The organism is Nonomuraea sp. B12E4, assembly GCF_039871825.1.
Lineage (GTDB): Bacteria > Actinomycetota > Actinomycetes > Streptosporangiales > Streptosporangiaceae > Nonomuraea.
This window is the reverse complement of the sequence record NZ_JBDPME010000005.1, coordinates 325,039-337,162: the sequence shown is the minus strand read 5'-3', so window position 1 is coordinate 337,162 and position 12,124 is coordinate 325,039. Positions and strand designations below refer to the sequence as shown.

At 72.0% G+C, this 12,124-nt stretch carries 11 protein-coding genes; 9 read left to right on the top strand and 2 right to left on the bottom strand.

All coding sequences use genetic code 11. The annotated features are described in order from the left end of the window. Complete coding sequence (locus tag ABGB18_RS15260) at nucleotides 1–756, top strand: HAD family hydrolase (protein WP_347696128.1); 756 nt, start codon at nucleotides 1–3, stop codon at nucleotides 754–756. Between the two features lie 681 nt (nucleotides 757–1,437). Beyond that, nucleotides 1,438–1,701 (top strand): DUF4031 domain-containing protein, encoded by a 264-nt coding sequence (locus ABGB18_RS15255; RefSeq protein ID WP_347696127.1) that lies wholly within the window; start codon nucleotides 1,438–1,440, stop codon nucleotides 1,699–1,701. Here ABGB18_RS15255 and ABGB18_RS15250 read toward each other — a convergent pair. Then, nucleotides 1,654–2,298 (bottom strand): metal-dependent phosphohydrolase, encoded by a 645-nt coding sequence (locus ABGB18_RS15250; protein ID WP_347696126.1) that lies wholly within the window; start codon nucleotides 2,296–2,298, stop codon nucleotides 1,654–1,656. The genes ABGB18_RS15255 and ABGB18_RS15250 overlap by 48 nt on opposite strands. A gap of 47 nt (nucleotides 2,299–2,345) precedes the next feature. Here ABGB18_RS15250 and ABGB18_RS15245 point away from each other — a divergent pair, with 47 nt between their 5' ends. From ABGB18_RS15245 to ABGB18_RS15230, 4 genes are all read left to right on the top strand, one after another. After that, nucleotides 2,346–3,563, top strand: a complete 1,218-nt coding sequence (locus ABGB18_RS15245) for an alpha-hydroxy acid oxidase (RefSeq protein WP_347696125.1) — start codon at nucleotides 2,346–2,348, stop codon at nucleotides 3,561–3,563. A gap of 124 nt (nucleotides 3,564–3,687) precedes the next feature. Next, entirely contained in the window at nucleotides 3,688–4,170 is a 483-nt protein-coding gene (locus ABGB18_RS15240; protein WP_347696124.1) for a hypothetical protein, read from the top strand. Continuing rightward, entirely contained in the window at nucleotides 4,146–4,565 is a 420-nt protein-coding gene (locus tag ABGB18_RS15235; protein WP_347696123.1) for a hypothetical protein, read from the top strand. Before ABGB18_RS15240 ends, ABGB18_RS15235 begins: the two co-directional genes overlap by 25 nt. A gap of 236 nt (nucleotides 4,566–4,801) precedes the next feature. Then, nucleotides 4,802–6,070, top strand: a complete 1,269-nt coding sequence (locus tag ABGB18_RS15230) for a hypothetical protein (protein WP_347696122.1) — start codon at nucleotides 4,802–4,804, stop codon at nucleotides 6,068–6,070. 13 nt (nucleotides 6,071–6,083) lie between these two features. On the opposite strand, the gene ABGB18_RS15225 is transcribed toward ABGB18_RS15230, so the two are convergent. Continuing rightward, entirely contained in the window at nucleotides 6,084–6,659 is a 576-nt protein-coding gene (locus ABGB18_RS15225) for a sigma-70 family RNA polymerase sigma factor (RefSeq protein WP_347696121.1), read from the bottom strand. A 179-nt stretch (nucleotides 6,660–6,838) separates the two neighbouring features. Here ABGB18_RS15225 and ABGB18_RS15220 point away from each other — a divergent pair, with 179 nt between their 5' ends. From ABGB18_RS15220 to ABGB18_RS15210, 3 genes are read left to right on the top strand one after another with little or no spacing between them, the layout of a single operon-like run. Beyond that, nucleotides 6,839–7,549 (top strand): Crp/Fnr family transcriptional regulator, encoded by a 711-nt coding sequence (locus ABGB18_RS15220; RefSeq protein WP_347696120.1) that lies wholly within the window; start codon nucleotides 6,839–6,841, stop codon nucleotides 7,547–7,549. Between the two features lie 22 nt (nucleotides 7,550–7,571). Next, a complete protein-coding gene (locus tag ABGB18_RS15215) occupies nucleotides 7,572–8,855 on the top strand; it encodes an oxygenase MpaB family protein (RefSeq protein WP_347696119.1) in 1,284 nt (427 codons plus the stop codon). After that, nucleotides 8,852–12,085: an AAA family ATPase gene (locus ABGB18_RS15210; protein WP_347696118.1), complete on the top strand. Its 3,234-nt coding sequence runs from the start codon at nucleotides 8,852–8,854 to the stop codon at nucleotides 12,083–12,085. Before ABGB18_RS15215 ends, ABGB18_RS15210 begins: the two co-directional genes overlap by 4 nt. The last annotated feature ends 39 nt before the right edge of the window (nucleotides 12,086–12,124 follow it).

Genomic DNA, 12,124 nt, shown 5'->3' with positions numbered 1-12,124 from the left:
GTGGACGAGCCCGTCATCGACCTGACCGAGATCGGCGCCGTCGTGTTCGACACCGACGGCGTGGTCACCGACACCGCGCGGGGGCACGCGGCCGCCTGGAAGCACGTCTTCGACGCGTTCCTGCGCGGCCGCTCGGCACCGTTCGACATCCGCGACGACTATCTGCGCCACGTGGACGGCCGCCCGCGGCTCGACGGCATCCGCACCTTCCTGACCGCACGCGGCATCACGCTGCCCGAGGGCACGCCCGGCGACGAGCCGGGCGCCCCCACGGTGCACGGCCTGGGCCTGGCCAAGGACCGGCTCTTCGTGGACCAGGTGGACAAGTACGGCGTGGCCGCCTTCCCCTCCACGGTGAGCCTGCTGCACGAGCTGCGCCGCCGGGGCGCCCGTACGGTGGCGGTCTCGGCCAGCCTGCACGGCCGCAAGCTGGTCACCTCCGCGGGCGTCAGCCACCTGATCGACCTGATCGTGGACGGCAACGACGCGGCCCACATGAACCTGCCGGGCAAGCCCGATCCCGCGCTCTTCCTGGAGGCGGCCCGGCGGCTGGCGCTGCCCGCCGCCAAGGTCGCGGTGGTGGAGGGCACCCTGCCCGGGATCGAGGCGGCCAGGAAGGGCGGGTTCGGCCTCGTCATCGCGGTGGCCAGGGACGGCGGCGTGCCCGCGCCGGGTGCGGACATCGTGGTGACCGACCTCGGCGAGCTGAGCGTGCGCAAGCGCGTCCTACCGTTCCTAGGGGCTGAGCGGGGGTAATGCCTCCTGCCAGATCCCCTGCTCAGCCGCACGCCCCGAACGGTCTTGGGCGCACTGGTCTCCCGCATTCTCGCCGCTTCCGGGCGGCACGGATCGTGTCCATGGCCCGAGAATGCGGAGGCGGGGTTCCTCACACCCAGGGGCATCCGATCCGGCCTGGACGATCCGATGCCCCTGCCCATCACTCCGGTGTGCAGGGGGCGGTGTCGCCCGTCGCCGGATCGGATGCCCCTGGGCGCGCCGTCCGATCGCGATGCTGGCCGCATCGTGACGGGTGGTCTTACGGCGGGGCGTGGCCATGGGCTTTTGCCAGTGCTGGGCGCCCCACTTGGAGGTATATGCCGGATCTACCGCGATGATCGCGATACCCACACGCTCGGCCATGCAAGTCAGCCGTGTGCGGAGTTTGCCAGTCGGGATCCCGGAGATGAGCCGCCGGAAGCGCTTGCGGCCACCATGTGAACGCGGGCGAGCTGGCAACGGCGGGCGAGCGCCCACTGATCATGGGATGCCTTCGTGATCGCCCCCGCCCAACGAGCCGACGACAAGGGGGTAAGCTCCCGCTTCCTGGCCGCCCACCTATCCGCAGAGTGCACCAGGCCATCACGGCAACGCATCGCAAGGTCTTTCGACGCCAGACAGCAAAAAGCCAGAGATGAACGCCTGAGTACGCTCAAGGTCGTGACCGTTCTCATCGATCCGCCCATCTGGCCGGGGCCGCGCGGCCTGATGTGGTCCCATCTGGTCAGCGACAGCTCGCTGGAGGAGCTGCACGACTTCGCGGTGCGGCTCGGAATGCCGCACCGGGCCTTCGACCGGGACCACTACGACGTGCCGGAGAGCGCGCACGCCCGGGCGGTGGCCCTCGGGGCGGAGGCGGTCAGCTCCCGCGAGCTGCTACAGCGGCTCATCGCCGCCGGTCTGCGCCGCCGCAAGCGCCGCTAGCTCGCCCGCCATGTTCGCCCGGGCCCGCTCCTCCCACAGCTCCCGGGCCCGCGGGGTCCGGTAGAGGCGCGGCGCGGCCAGCAGCCGGCGCAGCACCTCGGCCCGCCCCTGCCGGAACGCCGCGTCGGGCACGCGGGCGTATTCCTGGCGGATCCGGGCCGCATAGTCGTCATATCCGGGGCGGCCGAGCACGGCCAGGTCGGCGTCGCACAGGACCGCGCCGTTGCGGTCGCCGGGGGCGAGCCTGTCGTGGGCGGCGGTGAGGCGCACGAGCCTGGCCACCTCCGCCACCCGCGCCGCGGGCACGCCGCAGCCGGGCAGGCGGGACTGCGCGAGCTGGGCGCTGCGTTCCTCGTCCCAGCCGGGCCGCCCGTCGTAGACGGCGTCGTGGAACCAGGCGGCCAGCCGCACCGCCGTGACGTCCTCCGCCTCTTCCGCCAGCCGGTCGGCCGCGGTGAGGACCGCGTCCAGGTGGTCGAGGGTGTGGTAGCGGCGGTGCGGCTCGGCCCAGCGGGCCACCAGCTCGGCGCCGAGGGCCAGGGACGCGCTCCCGCCGCCCGCGAGCCCCCGCCACTCGGCCGTCCAGTCGAAGATCACCCTTTCACGGTACGCCCCCGGGCCGGTTGGGTAACGTGACCAACATCATGACGACACCGAGGGAGCCCAGAAGGCTGCCGCAATGGCGGGAGCTGCGTGCCGTGTTGCCCCGCCGCCCCCTGCTGACCAGGGCGCAGCGGGTGGCGGTCGCGGCCGACGTCGCCGACCTGCGGCGGCTCGCCGCGAAACGCGCGCCGCGCATGGTGTTCGACTATGTGGACGGCGCGGCCGAGGGCGAGCGGTCGATGCACAGGGCGGTGGCGGCCTTCGACCGGGTGGAGTTCAGCCCGCGTGTCCTGCGTGACGTGAGCGAGGCCCCGACCTCCGTCGAGATCCTGGGTAGGCGGATCGCGATGCCGGTCATGCTGGGGCCCACCGGGTTCACCCGGATGATGCACCGCGAGGGCGAGCGGGCCGTGGCCCGGGCCGCCGAGCGGGCCGCCGTCCCCTACACCCTGTCCACGATGGGCACCACGAGCGCCAAGGACGTCGCCACCGCGGCCCCCGGCGGCTGGAACTGGTTCCAGCTCTACGTCGTCCGCGACCGCCCGCGCAACCTGGAGACGCTCGCCCTGGCCCGCGAGGCGGGCATGGACGTGCTGGTGGTGACCGTGGACGTGCCGGTGGCCGGGGCCCGGCTGCGGGACGTGCGGCACGGCCTGACGATCCCGCCGTCCCTGCACTGGCGCAGCGTGCTGCAGGCGGTGTGGCGCCCGGCGTGGTGGTTCGACTTCCTCACCAGCGAGCCGCTGAAGTTCGCCACGGTGGAGGGCGCGCCCGACGACCTCGCGGAGATCACCAACCTGATGTTCGACCCCTCGGTGACGATCGACGACCTGGCCTGGATCCGGTCGGCGTGGCAGGGGAAGCTGCTGGTCAAGGGGGTGCAGCGGATCGACGACGCCAAGGAGCTGGCGGCCGTCGGGGTGGACGGGCTCGTGGTGTCCAACCACGGCGGCCGGCAGCTCGACCGCTCGGCCACCCCGCTGGAGCTGCTGCCCCAGGTGGTGGACGCCGTCGGGGACCGCACGGAGGTCTTCCTGGACGGCGGCGTGCGCACCGGGGCCGACATCGCCGCCGCGCTCGCGTTCGGCGCCAGGGCTTGCTTCGTGGGCCGGGCCTACCTCTATGGCCTGATGGCCGGGGGCGAGCCCGGCGTGCGGCGGGTGCTGGACCTGCTGCGCGCCGAGCTCGTACGCACCTTGCAACTGCTGGGCGTCGGCGGGGTCGCCGAGCTGAGCCGCGACATGGTGCGCCTGCGCTGAAACGTCACGGGAAGTTGACGATCTTCACCGGGACCGTGGCCGTGCCCTGCGCCGGGCCGCCGGGCCGGCGTTCTTCCGCGACCGGCTGCGGGCCTGGTACGGGGATCTGGCGGCCTACGACGCCGTGTACGGCACCGCGCACCCGGACTGGACCGCCGTCGGACCCCCGGACGGGGCGGCGGGCCCGCTCGCGAAGGCCGACTGGGGCCGGTTCCACGCCGAATATCTGGCCGAGGTCTACCGCCTCTGGTCCCAGGCCGCCGGCTCCGGCCTGCCTGTCATCGTCAACCTGAACCCGCCCACCGTGCCCGAGCTGGACGACTGGCTGGCCAGGGTACGGCCGGAGCTGTGGGGCGGCGGGATCTCCTACGGGTTCACCAACTGGATGGGGGTGGTCTCGCAGGACCACGACGCGCACGCCCGCCACGTGATCGCCGCCAAGCGCGCCCCCGGGCCGAACCTGGAGGAGAACTGGGGCTTCTCCCAGCTTTATCTCCAGAACGGACGCGTATTTACCGGCCGGTGCCATCGCTCTGCACCTTCACACGGGGACCTGGGTCCCACCCGGAAAGGAGAGCGCACATGGCGACCGGAGAATTTCAGGTGATGAAAGTACCGGCCGAGCAGTTGGCAGGTGTTCTCCACGGCCAGGTGGTCGACCCGGGCGCGCAGCCGACGGACGTCGTGCGGCGCGGCGAGGGCTGGACCGTAGACGTGAGCTGGGAGGTCACCGGAGAGCTCGTCGACTGGCTGGCGGGCCGCTGGCAGTTGGAGATCATCGCGGACCTGCTGGGAGGGGGTGAGTCCCGGCACCCCTCGCCCCCGGCGGAGATGACCTTCACTCCAGGTTCCGGCAGATACACCGCCTCCATTCCCATGCGCGGCCAGCTCGTCGCCGGCACGTATGACCTGGTGGTCAATCTCACCACGGTAACCGCCGCCGGCACGCCTGGAACGCTCGGCGGATTCGTGGTGATCAGCAAGATCACGGTCAAGGAATGACCGTCGCCGCCCCGGGCCGGGGCCGCCCGGGGCGCCCAGTGGCGCTGGGGCTGAAGTCGCCGCTGTTCAGGGTGCCTGCCGGCGGACCGTTGAGACCGACCTGCAAGCCTGCCGCAAGTCACGCGTCCTAATCTCCTGCCGGTGGCCACGGGGCACGACAGGGCCGCCGTGTATCTGACGCCGCCAAGGGCTCTCTAATCACCTTGAGGCGACGGGACCACATAACGGGAGACCCCATGTCCGACACTCCGATGACCGCGGACGACGTGCTGCGCATCGCCGCTTACAAGGACCGGAGCCCGGCGCTCGAAGCGATGGTCATCGCCTACAGCTACCACCGCGTCGCCGGGGACCTCGCCCAGCACCTGGGCAAGGACGCGAACAACTGGTACTGCTACGCCACCTGGACGTCCAAGGCCATTGGAGAGAGCCTTGACCTCAGCCCGAACTCGCCGTTCATCACGGACTTCGGCCGCCGGTTCAGGGTGCCGGCCCGTTTCCGGCGGCTGTTCCGGGCGATGCTGCTCACCCTGCTCGGTCCCAGCTACGAGCTGGGGCTCGCGCTGGCCAACCGGGCGATCTTCCTGGAGACGGCCAGCCTGGCGGTCAACCTGTGGAACGACGCACCTGACCGCTACCTGAAGGTGAGCCCGGAGTCGGAGCTGACGCCGGCGCCGCCGGAGTTCCTGACGGAGCTGCTGTCGCCGGCCGACGAGCGTTACCTGAAGGACGCCGCGCAGTTACTGATCGAGGCCAAGCAGGCCACCGATCCCGAGGTCCGGGCCGAGCTGATGTTCGGGGCCAACATCGCCCTGTCCGCCTACGAGCAGGCACGCGCGCAGAAGGCCCTGGAGCTGGTCCTCTACCGGCCGGTCCGGTGGCTGACCCGGGTGTCGTGGCGGTCGCTGCGCTCACTGGTCACCCGCAGGCCCTTCCCCCGGTTCCGCCTCTACAGCGCGCGGCACGAGGACCAGCCGTGGCTGACCCGCAAGCTCGAGGACCTGTGGGCCGCCCTCTACACCCGCCACCTGTTCTACGTGCGCACGCCGCTCAGCGACATCAAGGTGGGCAAGCCGCTGGCCCCGCCCGACGGCGTCGACCTGGCCAGGACGTGGAGGCCGATCCAGCACGAGAAGGTCGGCAAGCTGGCCGCGGAGTTCATCACCGATGATCCCGCGACCGCCACGGCCGGAGTGGCCAACTGGGTCTCCTACCCCGACCGCATGCGCTTCATCGTCAGCTATTTCCGCGTCTATCAGCACGTGGCCGCGCTCTACGACGTGCCCTTCGCCAAGGGCGTCGCCGACGGGCTCGCGGAGGAGATGGAGCGGGGGCTGGTGCCCCAGGCCATCAGCGACATGTTCGACAACCGGCCCGAGCTGGGCCGGCCACGGCGCAAGTACTACCTCTATCCGACGGAGAGCGACCCGGACGCGTACGAGATGGCGCATTTCGACTTCGAGCCGTTCCTGGAGGCGATCCAGCTTGACCCGTCGGCCAAATAGCGACCGCAACAGATCAGTCCAGGAAGTCGCGGGTGATCTCGCGGGCCTGCAGAAGCCCGCGTAGCTTCGCGAAACAGCGGGCTCGGGTGGGCCCGATGCTCCCGACCGGCCTGCCCAGCCTGCGCGCCACGTCCACGTAGTGGGGCTCGGAGGTTTCCGTGAGCGCTCTGAAGAGGACCCGCTGTGCCGCCGGCAGCTCCTCGACCAGCTCTTCCAGCGTGCCGGCCAGCCAGATCCTGGCCAGTTCGCGATCCACGTCGTCGGTGCTGCCCAGTGAGTCGAGATCAGGGGTGCAGATCTCCCTGGTCCGTTTGCTGAGCTTGAGGCACTCGCGGAAGGCGATCGTGGCCAGCCACCCCGCCATGCGCTGGCCGTCGGCCACGCTCCGCAGGTTCTGCCAGGCCAGCAGCCAGGTCGTCTGCAACACGTCCTGGGCGTCCTCGTGGCTGAGCCGGAAGCGGCGGATGCGCGCCTTGAGCATGGGCGTGAACTCCTCGACCAGCCGCTCCCACGCCTCGCCGTCGCCGTCCTGCGCGGCCGACACCAGGGTTGCCGTGTCGAGTCGTTCGATGGTGGATTCCAGGTGCATGTCGTTCTCCCTGCCGGCACGGGTACTCGGGGGGCCACTACCGGCCGGCACGTCCACGGTGCTCCGGGTGATCCGACAGGGCTGTCTCGGGGGTGACAGTGCGAGTGTGGTCCTCGTCACATCCGGGAGATCGCTTACCACATACTGCCCCGGCGCGGATTGCGGCCTAGAGTTCTTGCATGAACGGGCACAGTGGGGCTCCACAGGACATCCAGCCGGTCGCGGCCGTGCTGGCGGAGATCCCGCTGTTCCGCGTACTCGGAGAGAGCGGCATCCTGAGCACGGTGCGCGCCGGGGTGGCGAGGAGATACCGCCCCGGGCAGATCATCATCCATCAGGGGGATCCGGGAGAGTCCCTCTACGTGCTGCTGGACGGCCTGGCGAAGGTGGTGTTCACGACCGAGCACGGCGACGAGATCGTGCTCAACATGCTGGGCCGGGGAGACACCTTCGGCGAGATGGCGCTGCTGGACGGCTCGCCGCGCTCGGCGTCGATCGTCACGGTGCGGCCCGCGTGGGTGTTCGCGCTGCCCAGGGCACGGCTGCTGGAGATGATGCGGGAGCATCCCGGGCTGGCCGACGAGTTCCTGCGGATGCTCGGCCACATGGTGCGCCGGCTCACCGACCAGGCCGCCGACCTGGCGTTCCTGGACCTGGGCGGGCGGCTGGCCAAGCTGCTGCTGCAACTGGCCGACCGGCACGGCCGGTCCGACGCGGTGGTGGACCTGCCCGGGCTGACCCAGTCCGACCTGGCGGCGCTGATCGGCGCGTCACGGCCGGCGGTCAACCGGGCCCTGCAGTCACTCGCGGCGCGCAACCTCATCGCCATCGAAGGCCGGACCATCACGCTGCTGGATGTCGCCGCCCTGCGCAAGCGGGGCGGGCTCTGACCGAATCTGGAGTACGGGGCATATGAACGATCATGATGAACGCTGGCCGGAGGAGAGGTTCCGGCGGCTGAGGCAACAGGCGGACCCGGACATCGACAAGGTGGTCGCCGACTACCTGAAATCCCAGCCGGCCGACCGCGGGCCGCTGGAACTGGTCAAGGCCATGGTCGACGAGCTGGCTCGGGCCAAGCGGGAGGAACGGCCGCCGGCCTCGGAGATCTTCTCCGCCATCGACTTCGCCAAGGACCTGCCCGAGTGGGGCGACGACAAGGAGCTGCTGGCCGAGGGCCAGGCCGTGTTCGCCGACTACGGGCTCTACCAGGCGGCCGCGCTGTTCTGCAAGTGCCTGCCGATGGCGTACGTGGAGGTGTCCAGCGCCAAGGTGCTGGCCGGGGTCTCCCAGCTCGCCACGCACAGCCTCACCCGCCGGGTGGCCGAGACCGGGCAGATGCTGGTCGACGTCATGGGCCTGAAGGCCACCGACAGCCTGCAGCCCGGCCGTCCCGGGCACACCACGGCGATCGGGCTGCGGATCCTGCACTCGTTCGTGCGGGCCCTGGTCAACGAGCGTTACGCCGACCAGTGGGACACCGAGCGGTACGGGCCGCCGGTCAACCAGGAGCTGCTGCTGGCCACGATCTTCGACTTCTCGGTGGTCACGTGGGAGGCTCTGGAGAGCATGGGTGTGACCCTCGGCGCGCGGCAGCGCGCGGCCCACCTCTACACCTGGAGCGTCTTCGGCCACCTCATGGGCGTGGAGGCCTGCCACGACGGACCCCTCACGCTTGACGACGTCGAGCCGGTCAGCGAGCGCCTGGGCCGCCTGTACGAGTCCTGCGACGAGGGCCGCCGCCTGATGGCCATGCTGCTGGCGGAGATGGAGGAGTTCATGTACCTGGGCTGGCGCAAGCTGCCGCGCAGCCTGGTGCACTGGGTCTTCCGCGACGCCAGATACAACGCCGACCGCGTGCCTGAGCTGCTCGACGTGCCCAAGCCCGCCTGGTGGTGCACGGCGCTGTTCACGGTGGCGCGGGCGGCGCACCGGCGCGGCCGGGCGGCGGGCCCGGTGGACCGGCTGATCCGCCTGCTGGTGCGCAAGGCCGGGCGGCACATCGTCATCGCCCTGATCGACCGCCACTCCGACGGGCACGCTCCGTTCCGGATCCCGGCCGAGCTGGCCGCCGCCTGGCGGATCAAGCAGTCGAACCGCGCGGTCAAGACCCGCGAGATCCGCCGCGCCGCCCGCCGCAATGTCCGCAGGACGCTCCGGGCGCCCGGGCGGAAGCTGAGAGGGCTGCGCACATGACCGCCCCGCACGAGCCAGGCACGCTGACCACGGCGACGATCCTGTTCACCGACGTGGTGAGCTCCACCGCGCTGCGGATCAGGCTCGGCGAGGAGCGGGCCAACGTCGTCTTCCGCCGCCTCTACCAGCTCCTGCACTCCGTGGTGACCGCCAGCGGCTCGACGTTCACCAAGAGCCTGGGCGACGGGCTGATGGCGGTCTTCGAGTCGGCGACGGCCGGGCTGGACGCGATCATCGCGGTGGAACAGGCCGTGGCCGACGAGAACGAGCGGGCCCTGGAGAAGATCTCGATCAGGGCCGCGCTCGCCGCCGGCGACGTGTGCTGGGGTCACGACGACGTCAGCGGGCTGCCGACGGTGGAGGCGGCCCGCCTGGTGGCCGTGGCGGACGGCGGCCAGGTGCTCTGCACCGATCTGGTGCGCCGGCTGGCACAGGGGCGCAGCCGGCACGAGTTCAAGGATCTGGGGCGGCTGCCGGGCAAGGGGTTGCGCGAGCCGCTGCACACCTACGAGCTGCACTGGCAGAGCGCCGACCACCACCAGAGCGGCGAGCTGCCCTCGTGGCTGGACAACGGGCACGTGCTGCGGTTCGTGGGCCGGGAGGTGGAGCTGCGGGCGCTGGACGGGGAGCTGGCGGCGGCCGAGTTCGGCAGCGGGATGGTGATCCTTCAGGGCGACCCGGGGGTGGGCAAGACCCGGCTGGCCTCCATGGTGGCCAGGCAGGCGCTCAAGCGGCAGTTCACGGTGCTGGCGGGGCGGTGCACCGATCCGGCGCGGCAGGCGTACGAGCCGATCGCCGGCGCCATCGAGCGGCTGGCCCGCACCTCGCCCGCGCTGCTGTTGCGGGCCGGGGTGGACCAGCAGTGCGGCCAGCTCGTACGCCTCGCGCCGTCGCTGGCCGCGCCACCGCTGTCGCTGGAGGTGCCGCCGGCCACCGAGCCCGTGTCGGAGCGCTACCACCTCATGGCCGCGGCCCGGACGCTGATCGAGCGCCTGGCCACCGTGCGCCCGGTGCTGCTGGTGATCGACGACCTGCAGTGGGCGACGCTGGAGTCGCTGCAGATGCTCAACGCACTGATGTGGGACGCCGACGCGCTGCCGCTGCTGGTGCTGGCCACCTCGCGGCCGGTGCCGGTCGAGTCCGCGATGCCCGAGCTGCACAAGCTGGTCGCCGACAGCCGCGTGGTCGAGGTCGGCTCGTTCGGGCTCGACGAGGTCACCGACGCGCTGCGGCAGGTACGCGGCGACGGCGACGCCGGGATGCTGCACCAGATCACCGACGGCAACGCTTTCCTGGTCAGCGAGGTGATCAGGGAGCTGGCCGCGGGCAAGGAGCTGGACGCGCTGGCCGTGCCCGACTCGGTCACCCGGATGGTCAAGACCCGGCTGTCGCAGCTCCACCCGCAGGCCAGGGACCTGGTCAACCTGCTGGCCGTCGGGGAGCGCCTGGAGGCCGCCGAGCTGCGGGCCGGGCTCGGCCTCGACGAGGCCCGCTTCGTGGCCGCGGCGGAGGAGTCCATGGCCTCGGGCCTGGTGAGCGTGACCGGCGGCGGGCGCTACCATTTCTCCCACGAGCTGACCAGGAACGCCCTCTACGCGACGCTGTCGGCGCCGCGGGCCGGGCTGCTGCACGGGCGGGTGGCCGACGCCCTGTGCCGGACGGATCCGGGAGCCATGGAGTCGCGACCGTACGTCGTGGCCACGCACCTGCTCGCCGCCGCCGAGCACGGCCGCGACCCGGCCCGGGTGAGCGAGGCGGCCGGCGCGGCGGTGCGCGCGGCTCAGCACGCCCTGGAGGGGCTGGCCCACCGCGAGGCGGTCACCTGGTACCAGCGGGTGCTCGACCTGCTCGCGGACTCTCCCGGCGCGACCCAGGAGCGGCGCGCGGAGCTGCTCATGGAGTGCGGCCGGGCGATGTGGCTGGCCGGGCACCCGGAGGCCAGGGCCGCCCTGTTGCGGGCGGCCGAGCTGGCCAGGGAGTGCGGGCGCGACGACCTGATCGTCACGGCGGCGCTCGGCGGCGACAGCGGCTCCAGCATCTCGGCGGCGCCCGACAGGCAGCGCATCGAGCTGCTGACCGAGGCTCGCAGGCTGGTCGACTCCACCGACCTGAGCACCAGGGCGCTGCTCGCGGCCCAGCTCGCCTCGGAGCTCATCTGGGCGCCGGACGGCGAGCGGCGTTTCGCGCTGAGCGACGAGGCCGTGGCGCTGGCCCGCAAGTCCGGCGATCCGCGCACGCTCGCCAGCGTGCTCGGCATGCGCAGCCTGACCATCATCCCCGCCGACCCGCTGCACCAGCGGCACCGCGACGGCGACGAGATGCTGGAGGCGGCCCGCCAGACGGGCGACGACCTGGCGCTGTTCCACGCCTACATGCAGCGCACTCCCCCGCTGCTCGACAGCGGCGACGCGGGCCGGGCGGCGATGCTGCTGGGGCAGGCCGACGAGCTGGCTCGCCGGCTGGGCCAGCCCCAGCTCAACTGGCTGATCGGCTACTCCAGGGCCGGGCTGACCCTGATGCAGGGTGACCTGGCGCAGGCCGAGGCCGAGGCTCAGGGGGCCATGCGGCTGGGCTCGGAGATCGGCCGCCGGCTGGAGGCGGTGGCGATCTACTCCGAGCAGATCGCCGAGATCCGGCGGCTGCAGGGGCGGCTGTGGGAGCTGCGCGACCGGTTGCGCCTGGTCGCCCAGGCGCCCCGGGTCGATCCGGTGCACGCGGTGCTGCGTTACCTGTGCGAGCTGGACGACGAGGGGGCCGAGCCGCTGCTGGAGCGCATCCTGGCCGACGGAGGGGCGAGCCCGCCGCGCAACATGGCGCTCCGGTCGGCGCTGGACAACCTGGCCATCGCCGCCTCGCGGCTGGGCCGCGCCGAGCTGGCCCGCCAGCTCTACGACTCGCTGGCCGGTGACGGGGAGACGTTCGGGCACGGGACGGTGGCGCACCACTGCGGGCACCACTACCTGGCCCACCTGTGCGTGACGATGGGCGAACCGCGACGGGCGAGCGAGCACTTCGAGGCCGCGGCCGAGGTGCACGAGCGGCGCGGGGTGCCGCTGATGCTCGCGGAGTCCCTGCTGGACTGGGCCGACCTGCTCGAAGGGCACCTCGCGGGGGGCGATCGCTCCGGGGGTGACGCGGTGAGCGGGCCGAAGCCGGCCGACCTGCGCGGATGGTGCGCCACGCTGCTGTCGAGCCGCGGCGCCCTGCTGCTGGACCGCCGCCTGCGCTGACCCCGGCGCCCTGCCGGACCGCCGCCTGCGCTGACCGCG